At 62.5% G+C, this 19,972-nt stretch carries 14 protein-coding genes; 10 read left to right on the plus strand and 4 right to left on the minus strand.

Annotated elements, in window-relative coordinates; genetic code table 11:
• Positions 1-66: 66 nt before the first annotated feature.
• Genes C2L80_RS01155 through C2L80_RS01165 form a run of 3 tightly spaced genes read left to right on the plus strand, consistent with a single transcriptional unit; the run spans position 67 to position 5,716 of the window.
• On the plus strand, positions 67-1,401 hold the full coding sequence (locus C2L80_RS01155; protein WP_087196187.1) for a DNA cytosine methyltransferase: 1,335 nt from the start codon (positions 67-69) through the stop codon (positions 1,399-1,401).
• Positions 1,402-2,487 (plus strand): DNA cytosine methyltransferase, encoded by a 1,086-nt coding sequence (locus tag C2L80_RS01160; RefSeq protein ID WP_087196189.1) that lies wholly within the window; start codon positions 1,402-1,404, stop codon positions 2,485-2,487.
• Positions 2,450-5,716, plus strand: a complete 3,267-nt coding sequence (locus tag C2L80_RS01165; protein ID WP_103262446.1) for a type ISP restriction/modification enzyme — start codon at positions 2,450-2,452, stop codon at positions 5,714-5,716. The genes C2L80_RS01160 and C2L80_RS01165 overlap by 38 nt, the downstream gene beginning before the upstream one ends.
• 69 nt (positions 5,717-5,785) lie before the next feature.
• Here C2L80_RS01165 and C2L80_RS01170 read toward each other — a convergent pair whose 3' ends face one another.
• Entirely contained in the window at positions 5,786-7,489 is a 1,704-nt protein-coding gene (locus C2L80_RS01170; protein WP_092200362.1) for an OPT/YSL family transporter, read from the minus strand.
• Positions 7,490-7,653: 164 nt separating this feature from the next.
• Here C2L80_RS01170 and C2L80_RS01175 point away from each other — a divergent pair, with 164 nt between their 5' ends.
• The 3 genes from C2L80_RS01175 to cydC all read left to right on the plus strand — a co-directional run bounded on the left by C2L80_RS01175 (position 7,654) and on the right by cydC (position 14,043).
• Complete coding sequence (locus tag C2L80_RS01175) at positions 7,654-8,457, plus strand: type III pantothenate kinase (protein ID WP_087196195.1); 804 nt, start codon at positions 7,654-7,656, stop codon at positions 8,455-8,457.
• A gap of 231 nt (positions 8,458-8,688) precedes the next feature.
• On the plus strand, positions 8,689-10,011 hold the full coding sequence (locus C2L80_RS01180) for a Na+/H+ antiporter NhaC family protein (RefSeq protein WP_087196197.1): 1,323 nt from the start codon (positions 8,689-8,691) through the stop codon (positions 10,009-10,011).
• A gap of 546 nt (positions 10,012-10,557) precedes the next feature.
• Positions 10,558-14,043 carry a thiol reductant ABC exporter subunit CydC gene (gene cydC, locus C2L80_RS01190; protein WP_224759074.1) on the plus strand — a complete coding sequence of 1,162 codons (3,486 nt, stop codon included), beginning with the start codon at positions 10,558-10,560 and terminating at the stop codon, positions 14,041-14,043.
• A gap of 28 nt (positions 14,044-14,071) precedes the next feature.
• On the opposite strand, the gene yfcE is transcribed toward cydC, so the two are convergent.
• Both yfcE and C2L80_RS01200 read right to left on the minus strand, forming a co-directional pair.
• On the minus strand, positions 14,072-14,641 hold the full coding sequence (gene yfcE, locus C2L80_RS01195) for a phosphodiesterase (protein WP_103262448.1): 570 nt from the start codon (positions 14,639-14,641) through the stop codon (positions 14,072-14,074).
• Between the two features lie 172 nt (positions 14,642-14,813).
• Positions 14,814-16,040, minus strand: a complete 1,227-nt coding sequence (locus C2L80_RS01200) for a deoxyguanosinetriphosphate triphosphohydrolase family protein (protein WP_103262449.1) — start codon at positions 16,038-16,040, stop codon at positions 14,814-14,816.
• 236 nt (positions 16,041-16,276) lie between these two features.
• Between C2L80_RS01200 and C2L80_RS01205 the strand changes: the two genes are divergently transcribed.
• The 3 genes from C2L80_RS01205 to C2L80_RS01215 are packed head-to-tail and all read left to right on the plus strand — an operon-like array spanning position 16,277 to position 17,712.
• Positions 16,277-16,543, plus strand: coding sequence for a hypothetical protein (locus tag C2L80_RS01205; RefSeq protein ID WP_087196207.1), 267 nt, complete (start codon positions 16,277-16,279; stop codon positions 16,541-16,543).
• A complete protein-coding gene (locus C2L80_RS01210) occupies positions 16,540-16,803 on the plus strand; it encodes a DUF4160 domain-containing protein (protein WP_103262450.1) in 264 nt (87 codons plus the stop codon). Before C2L80_RS01205 ends, C2L80_RS01210 begins: the two co-directional genes overlap by 4 nt.
• Positions 16,804-16,818: 15 nt before the next feature.
• Positions 16,819-17,712, plus strand: coding sequence for a DnaB-like helicase C-terminal domain-containing protein (locus C2L80_RS01215; protein WP_103262451.1), 894 nt, complete (start codon positions 16,819-16,821; stop codon positions 17,710-17,712).
• Positions 17,713-17,760: 48 nt separating this feature from the next.
• On the opposite strand, the gene C2L80_RS01220 is transcribed toward C2L80_RS01215, so the two are convergent.
• A complete protein-coding gene (locus tag C2L80_RS01220; RefSeq protein WP_103262452.1) occupies positions 17,761-18,927 on the minus strand; it encodes a baeRF8 domain-containing protein in 1,167 nt (388 codons plus the stop codon).
• A gap of 216 nt (positions 18,928-19,143) precedes the next feature.
• Between C2L80_RS01220 and C2L80_RS01225 the strand changes: the two genes are divergently transcribed.
• The gene (locus C2L80_RS01225; RefSeq protein WP_239938631.1) at positions 19,144-19,938 is read left to right on the plus strand and encodes a DNA primase; all 795 of its coding nucleotides are present in this window, start codon (positions 19,144-19,146) and stop codon (positions 19,936-19,938) included.
• Positions 19,939-19,972 lie beyond the last annotated feature (34 nt).

Genomic DNA, 19,972 nt, shown 5'->3' on the forward strand with positions numbered 1-19,972 from the left:
GATTGCGTAAATACGTTTCGTGGGTCCTTGAAGAGAACGTATGGGCAAAATCGAAACGAATGGGTGGTGATATTTGATATGGAAAGAAAGGCGAACGGAGAGCGGTTTTCCCTTCTGCGGCAAGTTGCCATCGGAAGTGTCGAGAGCGAAGACTTCAGGACGATGAAGCGTGCCCTCTTTGAGGCGAGCATGGAGTCCTTGGCCCTCTTTGCGCCGCTCAAACCGGCTTCGTCGGCTTCAAATCCCATTCAGATACTGGATTTTTTCAGCGGTGCTGGCGGCACTTCGCTTGGCTTTGCGGCGCTTAACAAGGTTGTCCCTTTGTTTCGCTTTTTGGCTGGATGCGACATAGATCAAGTTTCGGCGAATACTTATGCGACGAACTTCGGCACTCCTGTGACCTGTGAAGATGTTTTGGATATATCCAAAAGCGCTGAAAGTATTCAGCGCTTTTTCGAAGCGAAAGGCTACGACGCTTCGCGTCCCCTTATCTTGATAGGCTGTGCTCCCTGTCAAGGATTCTCATCGCATCGAAAGAAGGATTGGGGTTTGGGTGACGATCTGAGGAACAATCTTGCCATTGCCTTTTCGAATATTGTTGCCGCCGCAAAGCCGGATGTGTTTGTAATGGAGAACGTTCCCGAATTTCTTTCCAAGCGTCATTGGCGCTATTTCGAATCTGCGCGCGAAGTGTTTTTGGAGTCGGGCTATACGGTCAAACAGGCGATATACAATGCAGCGGCTTTCGGTGTGCCTCAGGAAAGGTTTCGATCTTTGGTTGTGGGCATGAAAAAGGAGTTCCTTCTGCCGGATGAGGTATACACGCCGACGGAGTATCGAACAGTCCGTCAGGCGATTGCGGCGCTCAGGCCCCTTGAAGCGGGCGAAGCGGATCCCGAGGACAAGATGCATAAGGCGGTCGCGCATAAGAGCAGTACGATTGACGTGATACGTCAAGTTCCCCATGATGGAGGAAGCTTGCCGGAGGGGGTTGGTCCGGAATGCCTGGCCCGCGTAAAGGGCTTTTCCGATGTGTATGGAAGGCTTAGTTGGGATAAGCCCTCGATTACGATTACGCATTATGCGCGCAATCCAGCGAGCGGGCGCTATAGCCATCCTGAGCAAAATAGGGGGCTTACGGCGCGCGAAGCTGCTCGTCTGCAAAGTTTTCCAGATGGATTTCTATTCGAAGGTCGGTCGGATGACGTGTATCGGCAGATAGGGGAAGCGGTTCCGCCGCTCTTATCCTGCGGGATAGCTGCAAGCGTGATCGTGGAACTGCTTTCGGTGGAGCCAACCCTTGAGCAACTCGTTTCCGGCACACAATGCGTGGAAGCTCCTGTTAGCAATTCTTACTCAAGCGTTATTGCTGGCTTAAAAAACGCAAGGAGGCGCTCGTAAATGGAATATACGTGCGTGGATGGGTTTTGCGGGGCCGGAGGGCTGTCCCTTGGGTTGAGCAGGTCCGGTTTCGATCTCCTTCTGAGCTTCGACATCGACGAAACGTGCATTGAAACCATGAAGGATAACGGGAAATATTTCAAGCATGAAATTGTGCGTGCCGGCATCGAGAACATGCTTGATGGAAATTTGCTTAAAAGGCTCAAGATGAAACCAGGGGAACTCTTTCTTCTTGCAGGGGGTCCCCCTTGCCAAGGTTTCTCGGTTCAACGTATAGGGAAAGATGTTGATGAAAGAAACGGTTTGGTCCTTCAATACGGAAGGCTGATCGAAGAAGTACGCCCTATGTACTTCCTTATGGAGAATGTTGCTGGTATCCAGGGAAAACGCGGTTCTGCCGTCCTTCAACGCTTGGTGAGGCATCTGGAGGCGATAGGATACAGGGTTCATAAGAAGATTCTCAATGCGGAAAACTACGGTGTCCCGCAGCGTCGGAATCGTATGTTTCTGGTGGGCGAGAGGGACGACATGGGATCGTCCTATCGGTTCCCTGAGCCTAAATGTGTGCGGCGTACCGTCCGAGATGCGATCTCCTTTTTGCCGGAGCCTCCTCTCGATGGCTCCCCCCATCCAGATCATCCTCTGCACCGTAGGGATCGTTTGTCGGAAAAAAACCTTGCGAGAATAAACGCCTTGAAAGAAGGTCAGGGTAGAGATTGCCTGCCGCAAGATCTTCTAGCCGATTGTCACAAGATATCAAGTTCCGTAATAGGTCATAGAAACGTCTATGGTCGAATGGCCTGGGATGACGTTGCTCCGACCATAACGGCCCGATTTGACAGCTTCACAAGGGGCCAGTTCGGTCATCCGGAACAGCCCCGAAGCATTACCCTTCAAGAAGGAGCGTTGTTGCAGACGTTTCCGATTGATTTCTCTTTCACGGGATCGAAGGTTGCGATAGCCAGGCAGATAGGTAATGCAGTGCCTCCGCGTCTTGCCGAGTTCATAGGGGCAAGTATCATCGATTGTTACGAGAAAGGGTTGGGAGATGGCGTCGTTCGAAAAGATAGTAAGAGGCTATCTTAAGCAGCTTCAGTCGGAATGGAACGACGCCAACATGGACGGAGAGCACACGGCAGAGCTCTCCTTTCATCCGTGTCTTGACAGTTTTTTCAAAAAGCTTGCCGACGAGCTCGCAGGAGAAAGGGATACCTGCGTAGTGTTCGAGCCGCGTAACCAGGCGCGCATGGGTAGACCCGATTGGCGCGTCCATGACAGGGAAACGTTTGGCGTTTATGGTTATATTGAAGCGAAAGGACTTTCACTCGAACCTTTTGATATGACTTCATATAAAGGGCAGTTTGACAGGTATCTCTCGCTGGGTCATCGACTTGCTATTACTGACGGCATCGACTTTGTCTACGCATTCGAACAAGGTTGCGAACCGCAATGTGTTTCCGTTGTGGATAAGGGGCTTCTGAAGTTTTCCAACTGGTCTGATCTTGAGGTAAATCCGAAATTCGAATTTGTTATGCGCAGGTTTTTTTCGGAGCCGGTTCCTCGTTACTGCGATGAGGAGTCGCTTGTGGAGCAGGTTGCATTGCGCACAAGATACTTTGCAGATATCGTAACTCAATTTGCTTCCGTTCCGCTTGACGAAGCCGTAGACGATGCAGAGCGGGACGCAATCATCTTGCTGGATGATTTGAAATCATTTGTATACGAGCATGGCGATCTCAGAATGAGAACGGCGAAAGTTTTCGCCGATTTTGTGGCGCAGACGGTCATGTTCACCCTCTTGTATGCCCATAGGATGGTGTGTTCGGAGAGAGATTCTGCAAACGACAAGCATGCAAAGATTAGAAATTTCCTAGTTTTCAAAAGAGGCGAGTGCCGTCCGTTGTCGCCGTTTCTCATGGTTATGAACCGCATCGGAGCTTATGGAGATAAGAATTTTATCATGACCTGGGCTGATGAGTGCATCCGGTTCCTTTCTTATGTCCATATGACAGACGAGCAAAAGAGGCAGCCTGATTATCATGGGCTTTTCGAGCATTTTCTGTCGAAGTTTGATCCGGACTCCCGCTTCGACTACGGTGCCTTCTACACGCCTCGCGAGTTGGCTTCGTGCGTCGTTCGTTTGGCGAATGAAATTGCCGACGATGAGTTCGACGGCGCAAGCATATTCGATGATGGAAACACTCCGATCGATCCTTGTTGTGGGACGGGTTCGTTTTTGGAGCAGCTTCGCGAATGCGATGATGGGCATGGGAGGTATCTGCTTTGCGGCATCGAAGTGCTGCCTGCCCCTTATATGCTTGCGACTTATAGGATGGCGATGCTTGACGGGGATTCCGGGAGGGCATCTCCGTATTGGGTTATTTTGTTGGCTAATACGCTGATTGATCGGGCATTTAATACTGTTGAGGAAGCCTGTACCGTAGAGGGTGTCGAATTGTCGCATGTGAATGAGGTTTCTTCCAGGCCAATCACCCTCGTAGTCGGAAACCCTCCGTCTTCGGATTCGTTTCGAAAGGGACGGCAGGAGGGTTTTTCTTTCATGGACGAGCTTCTTGAAGACTTTCGGCCTCCAAAAAAGGCTCGTCATGGGCGGCAAAATATTCAAAAACAGATTAGCAATCCCTTTGTTCAGTTTCTAAGATGGGCGTGTTTCAAGTTGGAATCGAATTCGGGACCTTCGATGCTTGCGTATGTGGTTCCCAACTCCTTCCTCGAAAACGATTCTTATCGCTATGCGAGAAAATACATCGTTGAGCATTTCGATTTGCTCTGGGTGCTTTCGGTTGATGCGGATGCGAGGGCTGGAATCCGTTCGGATAGTGTGTTCAACACGCAACAGGGAAGGGCGGTGATGATAGCCGTTCGGAAATGCGATGAAGCGTCAAAGATACATACGTATCGTTATCTCGATTTGTCTGGAAAGAGCAGAGACGAAAAAATCGAATACTTCGAAAAGGATGCATGCGATTTGTTGGGTTCGTTTGTCGAATATCCGGTAAATCTTTCAGATTGCTCCTTCGTTCCACTGTTGCCATTCGATCAAGAGGCTTATGCACGATATTGGCCAGTAAGCGGAGATGCCGGTCAAGAAGGTATTTTTAAATCTTATTGTTCGGGGATCAAATTGGCTCCCTCGAGCTTATTCACGCATGCGAAAAAATCCATGCTAAAACGTCGTTGCAGGGAGATTTTGAGCGAAGGCATGCCTGCGGCTAAGAAATGGTTAGGTCGTCAAGACAAGTTTCCTCGAGAGGATGAGATTCGCGAGTTCGCCGAAGCTTTGGCTCCGCTTTTGAAGCAAGGTAAATTCGATGCTGTATTCAATCAGAATACATTCGAGTATGCTTTCAGGCCGTTCGTCACGATAAAGGCTTTTTTGTGGGAGGATCTGCTTAAGAGGTTCTCCCATGTCGGTGGAGGAGGAACGCGTCGGCGCCCTGAACTCATGAAGGCGTATTCTGGAAGCGAGACGCTGGGGTTTGCGCTCTCGCATTCTCCCAAGGATCAAAAGGGCGAGTTGAGGCAGTTTGCCTCATTTTGCTGGCATCGTCCGGACAATGATTTATGCAGGCGCGGAAATTCGTTTCTTTATTTGAACCAATATCCTGTGGGAAAGCGCGGAGACGGCAAGCTGGAGAGCAATGTTAACGAACGGCTTTGCGCGGCGGTGTCCTCTTTGCTGGGCGTCGGCCAGGGCGAGGCATCGACGGCTATCGTGTTTTATACGTATGCCATCCTGTGTTCGCAGGTTTATCTTGATGAATTTGAAGGTGCGCTTTACACGGTCAATCGCGCTGATATGCGCCCGCGTATTCCGATTGCGAATGACTCTGCTGTATTCAGAAGCCTTTCAGATATAGGACGGCGTTTGGCAATGCTCGAGAAAAGCAGCTATCGACCAAGCAATGTCATCGGTTTCGACTATGACAAACTTTGTGCTTGTGTTCCGAAGGATTTCAAGCTTCATTGGGCGAAGGGATTGCAGCCGTTCGATGAGGGGAATGAAACAGTGTCTCTTTCGGGCATCGATGGGGAAGTCGTAACTGTTCCATGTCCGATCGAAGTGCAGCATGTTGTCATTGCTGGATACGAAGTGGTCAAGAATGCATGGATCAAGTTCAATTCATACGAATTCACGCATTGCTCGTTTACCAAGGATGATATGAGGTCATTCTTGGATCTTTTGAACAAGCTTTTTGAATATGTTCGGCTTGTGCGGGAGTCTGACGAAATAGTGCGTCAGCTGCTGAGGCCTGGTTTTTCACTCATTTTGCCAAATGCAAACGACCGGTGAGGAAGGCGCCCCCTCCCCACCGCTTTTTCGATGAAGAGATTTTGAGCCCATGGCCCTTATTACTTCTGCCTACGCTCCCAAACCTGTTGCGACGGCGGCGAGCGCCACGAGGACGCCGACGACGGACTCGCCGCCGAGAAGGCCGCTCGACACGACGAGGCCGGTCTCGGCCTGCGCCTTCTCGCGCGCGGCACGCTCTTCGGAAGCGAGCTTGGCGCGGCGGCGCTTGCACACGGCGTCGTAGACCACTTTCGCCAATGCTCCCAAGAACGCGGTGAGCGACATGTAGAAGGGCAGGTAGATGCCGAGCCCCAGCATCATGGCGGGAAAGCCCGCCAGGTAGAGCGCGAAGCCCGCCGCCAGCCCCAGGGCGAACGCGGGCACCGACGGGATGCCGGACACCATCGTAGCCACGACGGAGGCCTGCGCGGACACGAACGACGCCTGCGGTCCGAACGCCTCGGGGCCATAGGCGCCCACGAGCACGGCCATGACGGCCACGGACACGAGCGCGCCCACGACGGCGCCGATGGCCTGGCCGATCCACTGGGCCTTCGGCGAAGTGCCCAACACGTGTCCCGCGTGGAAGTCGTTCATCACGTCGCCGGCCAGCCCGCACGCTACGGCCACGATGCCGGCCACGAAGAACAGCTGCACCTGCGGCACGTCGGACACCGCGGCCACGGCCAAAAGCACGATGAGGCCGAAGATCTCCATGGGGTCGATGCCCGTCTGGCCCACGCTCTGCGCGCTCATGGCCGTTGCGACGAACGCGAGCAACACCACGATGACGGAGGGCACCGGCCCGAGGCTCAGGCCGAAGCACGCAACGAGCGCCACGGCGGCCACGGCGCAGGCTGCGAGGCTGGCCGAGACGCGCAGACGGCGTTTGGGCGCGCCCGCATCCGCGTCGGCGTTCGCGCTCGCGCCGCCTCTGCGGGCCGTCCGGGCGCCCCTCAGCGTCCGCGCGGCCTTGGGCAGGATGTTCTTGCAGATTACACCCACGCCGGCGCCCATCATGACGCCCATGCCGAGGCTCGAGGCGATGCCTTGCGCGCTCGCGACGTCCCAAAGTCCGGCTGACGAGCCGCCCGCGACGATGCCGAAGTTCGCGAGCAGCGCGCCGGCGAACCACACGGCCACGGCACCGGTTCCTACGAGGAATCCGACGGCCAGGAGCATGGGGGAGTTGTAGATGCCGAACGAGACGCCCGGAATGGCGACGTTGCCGAAGAACATCGCGGGGACGACGCCCGCCCCGTCGCGCAGCGCCGTGTAGACGCCCGCGAGGCCCATTGCGCCGAACAGCTTCGCGCCCGTGCTGCCGCCCGCATCGCCCGCGATGAGCGTCTGCGCGGCGGCCTCGCCGATGGGATACTCCAAGTCGGCGTCCTCGATGAAGTGGCGGCGCAGAAGCGCGGTGCACACAAGGCCGAGGACGACGCCCGACAGCGCCACGAGCAGCATCTCCAGCCAGCCGGCCTCGTCGGCGTGCCCGAGCATCCAGGCACCGGGGATGGTGAAGGCGAGCCCTCCGGCCACCATGGCGCCCGCGCTCATGACGGTGTGCGTGACGTTCGCCTCGTTGAGGCTCGCCTTGCCGTGGCCGAGCGCCTTGAGGAAGAACAGCGAGATGATGGCCGCGAACACGATGGGCCAGGGGAGCGCCCCCATCTTGAGGGCGGTGTACACCGACGCGGCGGTGATGATGGCGCAGCCGACGCAGCCTATGAGGATGCCGCGCAGCGTCAGCTGCCCTTTGACAGAGTCCATGTCCTTCTCCTTTGCGTATATCCGCTTCCCCTCGCATCGGGAAGTCGGGTTACCAACGGGACGGGTACAGTATAATCGAGCGAAAAGGTCGAAGACATCGTTAATTCCTCGCGATTGTGGGTCTGGACGCGCAGGTTCGCCGCGCGAGGGGGAAGGCGGGGAGCATGGCGAGGCGAGGTTCGCTTGAGAAGGGCGCGGCGCAGGCGGTGCTGGCGGTCGACGTGGGGAACACGACGACGAGCCTGGGGATCGTCGAGGACGGCGCGCTTTTCGCCACGTGGTCGCTCACGACCCCCGAGCGCATGACGGCCGACGAGGCGCGCGTGGCGGCGCTGTCGTTTCTGGCCGCGACGGACGGCGCGCCTGAAGTGGGCGACGCCATCGTGGCCTCGGTGGTGCCTGGCCTGACCGACGCGTGGGTGTCTGCCGCGAACGCGCTCTGCGGCAGACGGCCGCTCGTGGTGGGGCCGGGGCTCAAGACGGGCGTGCGCATGCGCTACAACGATCCGGGGGAGCTCGGGGCCGACCGCGTGGCCGACCTCGCCGCCGCGAAGGCCGCCTACGAGCCGCCGTTCATCGTGGTGGATCTTGGCACGACGACGAACTTCGAGGTGGTGGACGCCGACGGGGTGTTCGTGGGCGGCATCATCGCGCCGGGGCTCGCGCTCGCGGCCCGCGCGCTCGCGGGCGCGGCGGCGCAGCTTGCGGCGGTGGAACTGCGTGCGCCCGCGTCCGTCATCGGAAAGAGCACGCGCGAGGCGGTGCAGGCAGGCGTGGTGATGGGCGAGGTGGCCCGCATCGACGGCCTCATCGACATGGTGTGGCGCGAGCTGGGCTGCAAGACGCTCGTCGTGGCCACCGGTGCCGGCGCGCAGACGATGCGCGCCCTCTCCGCGCGCATCGACGCAGCCGACGAGCACCTCACGCTGCGCGGGCTGGGCGCGCTCCACGCGCTCAACCGGCGCTAGGCCGGAAGGGGACGGAGCCCTTCGCTGCCGAGGGGATCGCGCGCGGCGCGCGGGACGGGCTTCGCGCTCACCGCACGGCTGTGCGCCGTTGCGCTTTGTCATCTACGCGCATGCGATCGGCGGGCTTCGCGCTTCCCGCGCGCGTTCGCGCGTGCCCGCGGAATCTGCCGCACGTTTCGCGGCGCTCGTGGGTTACAATAGGCGAATTGTCGTTTCGGAGAAGGGGTCGCAATGGAGAAGGGAAACGTGAAGGCTCTTCTGCCCATCGGAGTGTTCCTCGCATGCTACCTGGGGCTGGGTCTGCTGTTCGAATATGGATTGGGCATCGCCATGGGGTTCTCGACCGTGCCGGTCGTGGTGGTGTTTCTGCTCGCGCTTCTGGTGGCGTGCCTCCAGAACCGCGCGCTTCCCTTCGACGACAAGCTGGCGATCATGGGGCGGGGCATCGGCGACAAGACCATCGTCACGATGATCCTCATCTTCATGGTGGCCGGCGTGTTCGTGGGCACCGTGGGCCGCGACAGCGCCGAGAGCGTCGCCTACCTCATGCTGTCCGTCATCCCCGCGCAGTTCTCCGTGCTCGTGCTGTTCGTGGTGAGCTGCTTCGTGTCGCTGTCCATGGGCACGTCGGTGGGCACCATCACGCTCATCACGCCCATCGCCGTGGCCGTGTCGGCCGCTTCGGGGTTCGACCTGCCCCTGTGCGTGGCCTCCGTCATGGGCGGCGCGATGTTCGGCGACAACCTGTCGTTCATCTCCGACACCACCATCGCGGCCTGTCAGGGCCAAGGATGCCAGATGAAGGACAAGTTCCGCGAGAACTTCAAGATCGCGCTGCCGGCGGCGTTCGTCTCGCTCGCCATCATCCTCGCGCTGTCGCTTGGCTCCGACATCAGCGGCACCGTGCAGCATGACTACGACCTCGTCCAGCTTGTCCCGTATCTCATCGTGCTCGTGGGCGGCATCGTGGGCGTGAACGTGTTCGTCGTGCTTCTGCTGGGCATCGCGTCGGGCTCGCTCATCATGGTGGCCACCGGGGCCACGGCGCCGGTGGATCTGCTGGCGAATATGGGCTCGGGCGCGGCCGGCATGTTCGAGACGACGATGGTGGCGGTGCTCGTGAGCGCCATCTGCGCGCTCATCCGCGAGCACGGCGGCTTCACCGCGCTTCTGAACGGCATTAAGAGCCTGTTCAAAAGCAGGAAGGGCGGGCAGCTCGGCATGGGCTTGCTCGTGGGGGCGATGGACATCTCCACGGCGAACAACACGGTGGCCATCGTGATGGCGAACCCCATCGCCGCCGACATGGCGAAGACCTACGGCATCACGCCGCGCAAGACGGCTTCGATCCTCGACACGTTCTCGTGCGTGTTCCAGGGCATCATTCCCTACGGCGCGCAGATGCTCGTGGCCATCTCGGCGGCCTCCGAGCTGGGCTACGCGGTGTCGGCGTTCCAGATCATCCCGCTTTTGTTCTATCCGTTCTTGCTGCTTTTGAGCTCGCTTGCGTTCATCTTCCTCGTGCCGGAGAAAAAGGAGAAGGAGCGCGCTTAGCGTCTTTGAGGGAGGCGTTGCTGGAACGATATCGCGTTCGTCGATCGGGGTCTTCGCGGCGCGGCTCGAAAGGCGCGTTGTCTTGTCGGTCCCTTTCCCGCGCGCCGCGCCGAAAGGAAAGCGCCCTTCTCTCCGACATGCGGTCGATCGTCTCGCCCTAGGTTGAAGGGGAGGTGATCGGCTGCCTTGGCGGCGTTTCGTTTCCACCTTGCGAAAGGCGGGATTCCGTGCCGGTGCCGATGTGGGTTTTTTGCGCCGGGTAACGCGCCGTTCGACCTCGATGCCGTGCAGAGGATTAGCCTCGGTTTACAAAGCGGTGCGAATCACGTATCCTTCTTCACGTTCATATGGATGGCACCGCGCCGCCTGTCTGTCGCAAGGGCGCCAGGCGGTGCTTGAGGCGAAAGCCCGCCCTCGCGCGGCGCTTCGGCGCTTTCGCCCTTGCGTGATCGGCTGCGAAGGCGCGCCTGGCGTCTGCGCTTTCGGTTGGGCACCGGACGCGCCTTCGCAGCCGCCATGACGGAAAGGAAGTCAAACGTGTTCAGCATGCGTCTTCTGCGCATGGTGCCCGCCGCGCGCGGGCCCATCGTGGCCAACGTGGCGCTGCAGTGGGTCGCGCTCGCGGCCAACGTGGCGCTCATGATTTTGTTCGGCCTGTTCGTGCAGGCGTGGTTCGAAGGCGTGCTCGACGTGGGCCCGTGGCTTTGGGGCCTGGGATGCGCGGCGGCGGTCGCCATCGCGGTGCGCATGGCGTGCTTGGCGGGCGCGCAGCGTTGCGGGCTGGCCGCGGCGCAGGCCGCCAAGCGCGCGGTGCGCCAGGAGGTGTACGACAAGCTCGTGCGCCTCGGGCCCTCCTACGCCGAGCGGGTGCCCACTGCCGAGGCCGTGCAGGTGAGCGTGGAGGGCTGCGAGCAGCTGGAGAGCTACTTCGGCCAGTACGTCCCGCAGCTGTTCTACGCGGTTTTGGCCCCCCTCACGCTGTTCGCGTGCCTCGCGCCCTTGTGCCTGCCCGCGGCGGCGGCCCTCTTGGCGTGCGTGCCGCTCATCCCCTTGTCCATCGTGGCGGTGCAGAAGATCGCCAAGCGCGTCATGCGCACCTACTGGGGCGCCTACACCGACTTGGGCGGCGCGTTCCTCGAGAACCTGCAGGGTTTGACCACGCTCAAGATCTACCAGGCCGACGGGGAGCGCCATGCGCGCATGAACGAGGAGGCCGAGACGTTTCGCCGTGCGACGATGCGGCTTCTGCGCATGCAGCTGAACTCGGTCACGGTCATGGACCTGTTCGCGTTCGGCGGCGCGGCGGTGGGCATCATCGTGGCGCTCGTTCAGTTCGCGGACGGCCAGGTCCCCCTGTTCGCGGCCTTTGCCGTGGTGTTCCTGTCGTCGGAGTTCTTCATCCCGCTGCGCACGCTCGGGTCGTTCTTCCATACGGCCATGAACGGCATGGCCGCCGCCGACAAGATGTTTTCCATCCTGGACGCGCCCGAGCCCGAGCGCGGATCGCGCGCGATCGACCCGCAGGGCGCGGGCGTGTCGCTGCGCGGGGTGGGCTATTCCTACGACGGCGAGCGGCAGGTGCTCGCGGACGTGGACTTCGAGGCGCCGGCGGGATCGTTCACGGGCATCGTGGGCGAGAGCGGCTCGGGCAAGTCCACGCTGGCGGGCGTGCTGTGCGGGCGCAACGCGGGCTTCACCGGACAGGTGGAGCTGGGCGGCGTGCCCCTTTTGGAGGCGTCGCGCGCCTCGGTGGCGCGCACGGTGTGCGTCGTGCCGTTCGCCAGCTACCTGTTCAAAGGCACGGTGCGGTCGAACCTGCTTCTGGCCGATCCGCAGGCGGGAGACGACGAGCTGTGGGCGGCGCTCGCGCGTTGCCGGGCGGACGGGTTCGTGCGCGCTTCGGGCGGTTTGGACATGCCCGTCGCCGAGCAGGGGTCGAACCTCTCGGGAGGGCAGCGGCAGCGCCTGGCGCTTGCCCGTGCGCTTCTGCACGACGCGCCGGTGTACGTGTTCGACGAGGCCACGTCCAACGTGGACGCGGAGAGCGAGCGCGCCATCATGGAGGTCGTCCGCGAGCTCGCGCGCGAGAAGACCGTCATCGTGATCACCCACCGGCTGGCCGCCGTGGCCGAGGCCGACCGCATCTACGTGATGGCCGACGGGCGCGTGGCCGAGTCGGGCTCGTGCGAGGAGCTGCTGGCGCGCAAGGGCGCGTTCGCGCGGCTGTGGGGCCAGCAGGCAGACCTCGAGCGCTTCGCGGCTGCGGTCGACGCCGACGAGCCGTCGCGCGCGGCCGAGGAGGCGTGCGACGAGCGCGCCGCGCAGGACGGCCGGCCGGACGGGGCGCAGGGCCGGGACGCGTCCGCAGAGCGCCCGCGGCGCTCGCACGTGTCGGTGATGCTGCGGCTCGTGGGCCTCGTGAAGCCGCTCCTTCCGTGGATGGTGCTCGCGGCCGCGCTCGGGGTGCTCGGCTTTCTGGCCGCCATCTTCCTCACGGTGCTCGCGGCCTACGCGCTGGCCGACGCGGCGGGGCTTCCGCAGGGCATCGGGCTCGCCGCGGCGTGCGCGCTCGTGGCGGCGTGCGGCATCGTGCGCGGCCCCTTGCGCTACGGCGAGCAGCTGTGCAACCACTATCTGGCCTTCAAGCAGCTCGCGCTCGTGCGCGACAAGGTGTTCGCGTCGCTGCGGCGGCTGGCGCCGGCCAAGCTCGAGGGCCGCGACAAGGGCGACCTCGTCTCCCTCGTCACCTCCGACATCGAGCTTTTGGAGGTGTTCTACGCCCACACGCTCTCGCCGGCCGTCATCGCGCTCGTGGTGTCGCTCGGCATGGCGGCGTTCATCGCGACGCTCTCGCCGGTGCTCGGGGCGCTCGCGCTCACGTCGTACGTGCTCGTGGGCGTGGTGGCGCCGTTCCTCTCGTCGCTGGCGGCGGGAAGCGGCGGGCGCGAGGTGCGCGAGGGCTTGGGCGCGATGAACTCGTTCGTGCTCGACAGCCTGCGCGGCCTGCGCGAGACGCTGCAGTTCGGGCGCGCCGACGACCGGGCGCGCGAGCTTTCGCTGCGCGCCGGGGAATTGGAGCGCGACGAGGCGCGCCTCAAGGGCCGCGCCTCGGTGGCCATGGCGGGCGTGAACGCGCTCGTTTTGGCGCTCGACGCGACGATGGTGCTCGCGGCCGGCGCGCTCGTGGCGAAAGGGCAGCTGTCGCCCGGCGCGGCCATCGTGGCGGCCTCGGCGCTCATGTCCTCGTTCGGTCCGGTCATCGCCGTGGCGAACCTGGGCTCGACGCTGCAGCAGACGCTGGCGTCGGGCGCGCGCGTGCTCGATCTGCTCGACGAGCGCCCCCAGACCAAAGACGTGTCGGACGGCGTGGACGTGGGGGCGTTCACGGGCGCGGGCGCAAGCGGCGTGGACTTCTCCTACGACGGGCGCCCGGTGCTCGACGACGTGAACCTGCGCATCGAACCGGGGAGCATCGTGCAGCTCGCCGGGCGCAGCGGGTCGGGCAAATCGACTCTGTGCAAGCTGCTCATGCGCTTCTGGGACGCCACGCGCGGCGTGGTGGAGGTGTCGGGCACCGACGTGCGGCAGGTGAACACGGCCAGCCTGCGCCGGACGGAGGGCTACATGACCCAGGAGACGCACCTGTTCGCGGGCACCGTCCGGGAGAACCTGCTCATCGCGAAGCCCGATGCGACGGAGGGCGAGCTGGCGGACGCCTGCGCGAAGGCGTCGCTCTCGGGTCTGATCGAGCGGCTTCCCAAAGGGCTCGACACCGAGGTGGGCGAGCTGGGCGAGACGCTTTCGGGCGGGGAGCGCCAGCGCATCGGCCTCGCGCGCGTGTTTTTGCATGACGCGCCGTTCGTGCTGCTCGACGAGCCGACTTCGAATCTCGACAGCCTGAACGAGGCGGCCGTTTTGCGGGCGCTCTCCGAAGGCCGCGGCGGCAAGACCGTCGTGCTCGTGAGCCACCGCGCCTCAACGGCCGCCATCGCCGACGTCTCCTACACTGTGGAGCGCGGTCGGCTGTCGTAGGCGGCCGGTCCGTCGGCGACGGCGCGCGTCAAAGGCCGCTTGCGGGCTTGCCGTCCCAGCCGCCTTCGGCGAGCGTGCGGCCGTCGAGGGCCTTGAGCGCGAAGCGGCCGTGCTCGTAGACGGCGTAACTCGCCGAGCCGTCTTTGGGGATGGAGGCGCTTCCGGGGTTGACGAACAGCACGCCGTCGCGCTCTTCAAGCGTCTTCACGTGCGTGTGGCCGGAGAGGAAGGCGCTTTTCGGCGGCAGGGCCGGCGGGTCGTCGGGGGTCTTCCCCGGCAGGTGGCCGTGCGTGAGGTAGAGCATGTGCCCGTCGGCCTCGACGAGGGCGTAGTCGGCCAGGCAGGGGAAGTCGAGCACCATCTGGTCGACTTCGGCGTCGCAGTTGCCGCGCACGGCCACCACGCGTGCGGACCATCCGTTGAGGACGGCGAGCGCTTCTTTGGGCGCGTAGCCCTCGGGCAGGTCGTTGCGCGTCCCGTGGTAGAGCAGATCCCCCAGAAGGACGATGCGGTCGGGCGATTCGGCTTCCACGCGCGCGTCGAGCGCGCGCACGGCGGGTGCCGCGCCGTGCAGGTCGGAGGCTATCAGAAGCTTCATGGGCGTCCTTTCTTCGTTCTCGTCGGTTTCGCGCCTTCGGACGGGGACGCGACTTTGCCGCGCCTTCCCGTCGGGGGCGCCTGCGGGCTTTCGCCGTCGCGCCGCTCGGCGTCGGGAGGGATTTCAGGCCCGACGGGGGCGAAGGGTCGTTTTCGCCTCGCGCATCCTGCGGTCACCCCAAGTCGGCGCAGTAGCCGCGCTCGATGGGGCGGCGGGAGTCGTCGGGGAAGAGGTGCGCGTAGAGCGCGGTGAAGTAGCGGTCGGTCATCGAGGAGATATAGTCCACCACGATCTGGTTCGGCTCGGTGCGCAGGTACTCGTCGCGGTCGATGGAGCTTGACTTCGCGGCCAGGTAGTCCACGTGGTGGCGCACCGCGGGCGAGCTCTCGTCGCCGGCCTTCAAGTCGGCCAGCAGCCGCTCGTACAGGCGCTCGAACATCTCCTCCACCACGTTGCCCGCGTCCTGAGACAGGCCCTCCCGCCCGTAGATCAGCTCGTAGTTCTGCGCCTTGGCGCGCTTGAGGTCGGCGAACATGGCCTCGCTTAGGGCTATGCGGTCGCGCCCGTAGCTGTTGTTCACGATGTCCACGGTGAGGTTGTGGATGATCTGGGCGTTCCCCTTCCCCATGACGGAGGTTTCGAACGGGGCGAGCGAGGGCAGCACGCCCATGTCCACGGCGTCCTGCCGGTCCTTGCCGAGGTAGGCGATCATGTCGCTCACGCGCACCACGCAGCCCTCCAGCGTGGAGGGGCGCAGGCGCTTGATGGCGCGCTCGTCGGCGTTGCACGCATCCACCAGCGCGTCGAGCGCCGCGAAATCGTGCGTGTCGCCCATGCGCAGCACCTGGCAGGCGAACTCGCCGTTATGGCACAGCACGCCGTCGAGCGTTTGCAGGCTGATGTTGCGGCGGTAGAGCTGGTCGAGCACGCGCACGGAGTGCACGTTGTGGTTGAAGTAGCGCCCGGTGCGCGCGTGGTAGCACTTGCTGAGGAACCGCTCGCCCGCATGCCCGAACGGCGTGTGGCCTACGTCGTGGCCGAGCGCGATGGCCTCTATGAGCTCGCAGTTCAGCCCTAGAAGCGTTCCGATGCCGCGCGCCACGCGGCTCACCAGCTGCACGTGCAACCCTCGGCGGCAGATGTCGTCGTTCTCCACGAAGCTGAACACCTGGGTTTTGCCGGCGTAGCGGTTGTAGGCCGGCACGTTCAGTATCTTCTCGATGTCGCGCGCGAACGCGGGGCGCGTGAGCGTGGCGCGGTCGTGGGCCTTGTCCTCGCGGCGCGCCACGTCCTCGTCGGGAAACGCGTGCGGGTTGCGCCGCCCCGCCGCGCGGTCGGCGCAGATGGCGGCCTCGGTATCGGGGTCGAGCGCAAGGTAGGGGATGCGGGCGTGCTCCATGGCGAGTCCTCTGCTCGTGCGCGCGCCGTCCGGCGGCGCGCATCGGTTCGTTCGAGGACATTGTAGCGCATGGGATATCATCGTACTAATGTTTCACGTGAAACATTAGGATGCAAGCTCGGGCGGGCTTGCTTTCGGAGCGGTGGAGGTCGCAAAACGAAATCAAAACATGCGTTCGTTCATGATATCATGGCGACATGCGATCGGCAGCTAATCCGGATCGGAAGGAGCTGGCAATGAAGTACTTGTATTCGAAGGTCGATGGGGTCACGTTGACGTATGGCCGTATTCGCCGACGCGGCGGCATTGACGAGATTCCGGTGTACTTCGAGCGCGAAAGCCAAAACGGGGATTTCGATTTCGCCGAAGGTGTCGCGCCTCAGTGCGTGTTCCATCGTTCCAAGGGCTTCTCCGAACTTGAGTTGAGCGAGCTTTCACGCTACCTGCAAGCGAACCTGCTCTTGCTGTTCGAGGATGCCTACGAGAAGCGCGATGCGTCATGATGATGTCGCCGAACGTGATGCGCTATCGCAATTTCTCGATCGGTTTCTTTTCGGACGAAGGAAGCGAGCCTGTTCATGTTCACGTATGGGTCGGTTCGGATCGGTCGGTGTTGTCGAAATTCTGGATCAAGAAAGACGGCGTCGAACTTGCCCATAACAAAGCGCGCATTGCCGATCGCGACCTTTCGAAGATCGAGAAGTATCTCGTGCTCAACCGCCAGATGATCATTGCGCGCTGGTACGAGTATTTTGAGATGTGATTAGAAAGTTTGAAAATGAAGATCGAAGAAGCTTTGTTGAGCGAATTTGAATCGTCGGCCAAGCATATTGAGCAAGGTGGCGGAGTCTCAGGCGTTTCGACAGGGTTCAAGGACATCGATGGCTTGATCCACGGTTTTCGAGGCGGCGACCTCGTTGTTCTGGCTTCGCGTCCGGGCGTGGGCAAAACGTCTTTAGCCCTCAACATTGCAATGAACGCTGCGAAACAGGGTTCTTCCGTTGCATTTGTATCACTTGAAATGCCTGCTGATCAAATTATGCAGCGCATAATGTGCGCCGAAGCGCGCGTGAGCCTGTCGCATCTACGTGCTGGCTGGATACAGGATTCTGACTGGGGTGTTATCGTCGAAGCGGCGCGCGTGCTGTCGGATTTGGATTTCTCTGTGGAGGATGCTCCGGTAATGACGGTGGAGCGTATTCGCAACGCAGTGGCGGATACGCTTGAGAAGAAGAATCCGCTCATTGTGATTGACTCCTTGCAGCTCATCATGCCCGATGAGGACGATCTTGCCTACAAGAACCGCACTGTGGAAGTTGATAGGCTCGTGCGGGGACTCAAGCTTTTCGCTCGTGAATACGACGTTCCTCTCCTTGTAACGGCGAGTTTGTCTCGTGCATCCGTCAATCGAAATTGTGGCAGTCGCCCTTTGCTTACCGATTTGCGGGAATCGGGCGCTATCGAGCAAACCGCCGACGTTGTCATGTTTGTTGATCGAAGCATGGACGAGATCGAGGCCGAGTGCGAAGATCGCCCCGATCTGGGATTGGCCGAGATCATCGTGGCGAAGCACCGCAACGGCCCCACGCGCGACATACCGTTATGTTTCAACGCGGAATGTCTGCGCTTCATGGATTTCATCGACGATTCTCGCATAAGCTGTTACCTCTAAAAGCAAAGAGGTGCCTTTCGGTTTTCCCTGAAAGGCACCTGCGTATTTTCAGTACCGATACAACGCGGCCATGCCGGAGCCGCCGGGGATCTTCTCCGGGTCGAGTTCGAACACCTCGGCGTCTTGGGCCAGCGCGGCGCGGGCGAACTGGTCGGCCAGCTCGGGGCCTTGGAAGCGCTCGTGCGGCCCGCGCTCGATCAGGCTCACCTCGCCGGTCTCGGCGTCGAAGACGCCCGGCACGTCCGCGTCCTCGGCGACGAACAGGGCGCGCACGCGGCGTTCGGCGAGCGAGAGGCCGATGGCCGAAAGGTCGCAGACGCCCCGCCCGTGCGCTGCCGCGTCGCCGAACCCGGCGAGCAGGCGGTCGGCCCGCCGCTCGCGCTCGCGCTCGATCACGCCTTTCGCCTCGTCTAAAAGCTCGCGCGCGGACAGGCCGCCGACGTCCTTCTCGATGCCCTCGTCGAGCAGGTGCGGGATCGTGGAGATGCGGCGGAAGGCGGTTTGGTGCTCGGGCAGGGCCACGAGGATCACGGGCACCTCCGTTTCCCTCGCAAGGCGTTCGGACACGGCTTCGTTCACGGAGCGGAAGAACTTCTCGGCCTCTTCGCTCCTCACGTCGTTGCGCGATTTGTGGCCGTGGTAGGGCGGCAGGTGGTTCTCGAGGGACGGGTAGTCGAGGGCACCCGGCCGCCCGTCGTAGACGTCGGGGAACTCCTCGCTGTACGTGCCGGGCACGTCCGCGGGCAGCTTCACGCGCTCGAGCGAGCCGAAGCTGCCGCGGATGAGCGCGAAACGGTCGGCGCTGAGGCCCAGCAGGAGGTAGCGCGAGCCGAACCCGAGCCCCTTCAGAAGCGGGCGCACGAGAAACGCGTCGCCTACGACGACGATCGGCTCCACGTGGCGATCCAGGTTGCAGACGAAGGCTCCCTCGTTGGAGGCGAACGCCGCCAGCGCGCCGTCCGCAGACGGGCCGGCCAACTCGTCGAAGCGCTCGGCGAGACGCTCGAGCAGCCTGTCTGCCCCTGCGCGCTCGCGGCGCTCGAAGCGCTGGGCGAGGCGCTCGCGCGCTCGGGCGGCCATCTCTTCAAAGCGCCGACGGTCCGTCGTGCGGGCTTCGGGGCCGTGCGTGGGGGAGTAGATCGTCACGAGGGGAGGCTGCGCGCTTTCGTACAGCGCGGGTCCGATGTCTTCAAGTCGCGTGATGCTGTCGTCCATGTTCGACCTCCGTGCTCTCGGGGCTTCGCCGTGGTTTCGCGCCAGCATACCAGTCGCCTTCGCGTGCAGGGCCGGCGGGACGGCCCCGTAAGCGGACGGTTGGCGATTTGCTGATCTTGCCGCGTTCGGCCCTGCCGACGGGCCTTGCGCTATACTGTCGGCAGCGGGCGCGTGCGGACGCGCGAAGGGCGGGACGGACGGAGGAGACGGCGGCGCATGGCGGGCGGCATCAGCGAAGAGGACATCCAGAAGGTGCGCGAGGCGAACGACCTCGTGGCGGTCATCGGGGAGCGCTCGCCGGTGAAGCAGCGCGGGCGCGACTTCTGGTGCTGCTGCCCCTTGCACAACGAGAAGACCCCGTCGTTCAAGATCGATCCCGCGCTGCAGCTGTGGCACTGCTTCGGCTGCGGCGAGGGGGGAGACGTGTTCGCCTTCGTCATGAAGACCGAGGACCTTTCGTTTCCCGAGGCCGTGCGGCGGCTTGCCGAGCGCGCCCACATCGAGATAACGGAGTCGGGCGGGCGTCCGGGCGAAGGCGCCGGGCGCAAGGCGCGCCTCAAGGCCGTGTGCGCCGAGGCGGCCGAGTACTACCATGCCCAGCTCATGCGCAACCCCGGCCCCGACGCGTCGGCGGCGCGCAGCTACCTGGCGGGGCGCGGGCTGGGCGGGGAGGTGCCGAAAACCTGGCAGCTCGGGTTCGCTCCGGGGCGCGGCAGCCTCGTGCGGCATCTTGCGGCGGCGGGGTTCACCGCCGAGGAGATGCAGCAGGCCAACGTGGCGCTCGTCGGCAAGGGCGACGGCAAGCTGCGCGACCGCTTCTACAACCGCGTGATGTTCCCCATCCGCGACCCGCAGGGCGACTGCATCGCCTTCGGCGGGCGCGTGGTGGGTGCGGGCGAGCCGAAGTACCTGAATTCGCAGGAGACGCCGCTGTTCCACAAGTCGCAGGTGCTCTACGGCCTGGACAAGGCGAAGGCGGCCATGGCCGCCTTCGCCTTGTCCAGGCCGTAGAGCACCTGCGACTTGTGGAACAGCGGCGTCTCCT

Source organism: Rubneribacter badeniensis (assembly GCF_002899695.1).
Lineage (GTDB): Bacteria > Actinomycetota > Coriobacteriia > Coriobacteriales > Eggerthellaceae > Rubneribacter > Rubneribacter badeniensis.